The 1648-nt window shown below is 74.9% G+C and carries 2 protein-coding genes; both read right to left on the reverse strand.

From position 1 onward, the window contains the following. Positions 1–56: 56 nt before the first annotated feature. Positions 57–446, reverse strand: a complete 390-nt coding sequence (locus tag HMPREF3105_RS00915) for a chorismate mutase (RefSeq protein WP_060974202.1) — start codon at positions 444–446, stop codon at positions 57–59. A 9-nt stretch (positions 447–455) separates the two neighbouring features. Next, positions 456–1592 carry a tRNA 2-thiouridine(34) synthase MnmA gene (gene mnmA, locus HMPREF3105_RS00920; protein WP_069942006.1) on the reverse strand — a complete coding sequence of 379 codons (1137 nt, stop codon included), beginning with the start codon at positions 1590–1592 and terminating at the stop codon, positions 456–458. Positions 1593–1648 lie beyond the last annotated feature (56 nt).

Genomic DNA, 1648 nt, shown 5'->3' on the forward strand with positions numbered 1-1648 from the left:
GCCACGGCGTGCCGCCGAGGGCGACGGGGCCGGTGGCGCCGTCGTCGTGGGCGGCCTCAGTCATCCGCGTCCCCGGGGCTCTCCCCCGGCTCCGCCTCGGCGTCCGGCCGGCCCTCGGCCGCCAGCGCGCGGTGGTGGCGGATGACCTCGGCGATGATGAAGTTCAGGAACTTCTCGGCGAACGCGGGCTCGAGGTCCGCCTCGAGCGCGAGCCGGTGCAGCCGCGCGATCTGGGCGGCCTCACGCCCGGGGTCCGAGGGCGGCAGGTCGTGCCGGGCCTTGAGCGCGCCGACCCGCTGCGTGAACTTGAACCGCTCGGCCAGCAGGTAGACGAGCGAGGCGTCGATGTTGTCGATGCTGCCGCGGATCGCGAAGAGCTCGTCGAGGACCGCCGGGTCCGCGGTGCCGGGCAGCGAGCTGGCGTGGGGGTCGTAGTCCGGGCTCATGGCCGAAGCCTACGCATCCGCGGGGGCCGACAACCGGGCATTGCGGGCGGTGTCGATGGTGGCCTGGCCGAGCACGCGGGTGCCCCGGTACAGGACGGCCGTCTGACCGGGAGCCACGCCGCGCAGGGGGCGCCCCGGCTCGATCTCCCACCCCGGATGCCCCGCCGCGTCGGCGCGCTGGCGGGCGCGGGCCTCGACGATCTCGCCGTGGGCCCGGAACTGCAGCGCGCAGTCGAACCAGGCGCCCGTGCGGGCTTCGGGCACCGGGGCGCCGGCCCACGACGGGCGGATGCCGGTGATGCGGTCGACGTCGAGCAGCTCGCGGCCGCCGACGACCACCGTGTTCTCCTTCGGCCGCACCTCGAGCACGAACCGGGGCTTGCCGTCGGGCGCGGGACGGCCGATGGCCAGGCCCTTGCGCTGGCCGACCGTGAACGCCTGGGCGCCCGCGTGGGTGCCGAGCTCCTGCCCCTCCGGGTCGACGATGGGGCCGGGGGCGAGGTCGATGCGCTCGGCGAGCCAGCCGCGGGTGTCGCCGTCGGGGATGAAGCAGATGTCGTGGGAGTCCGGCTTCGCCGCCACGGACAGGCCGCGCTCGGCCGCCTCGGCGCGCACGAGCTCCTTGGACGGCGTGTCCGCGAGCGGGAAGAGGCAGTGGGCGAGCTGATCCGCGGTGAGCACGCCGAGCACGTAGGACTGGTCCTTCGCATCGTCCGCAGCGCGGTGCAGCTCCAGCGAGCCGTCCGGACCGGGCCGCACGGCGGCGTAGTGGCCGGTGCAGACGGCGTCGAAGCCCAGCTCGAGGGCGCGCTCGAGCAGCGCCGCGAACTTGATGCGCTCGTTGCAGCGCATGCACGGGTTGGGCGTGCGGCCGGCCTCGTACTCGGCCACGAAGTCGTCCACGACGTCCTCCGCGAACCGCTCGGAGAAGTCCCACGTGTAGAAGGGGATGCCGAGCCGCTCGCACGCGCGCCACGCGTCCGAGGCGTCCTCGATGGTGCAGCAGCCACGCGAGCCGGTGCGCAGGGTGCCGGGCATGCGGGACAGGGCCAGGTGGACGCCGACGACGTCGTGCCCGGCGTCCACGGCACGCGCCGCGGCGACGGCGGAGTCGACTCCCCCGGACATGGCGGCCAGGACCTTCACGGGCGGACTCCTCTCTCGACGACGGACGGGCGCTCCAGTCTAGACGCCCGGCCCCA

Source organism: Micrococcus sp. HMSC31B01 (genome assembly GCF_001816085.1).
Lineage (GTDB): Bacteria > Actinomycetota > Actinomycetes > Actinomycetales > Micrococcaceae > Micrococcus > Micrococcus luteus.

Bases quoted from the DNA above. Each gene is read 5' to 3' on its own strand.
- HMPREF3105_RS00915 (WP_060974202.1), bottom strand. From the start codon at position 446: ATGAGCCCGGACTACGACCCCCACGCCAGCTCGCTGCCCGGCACCGCG.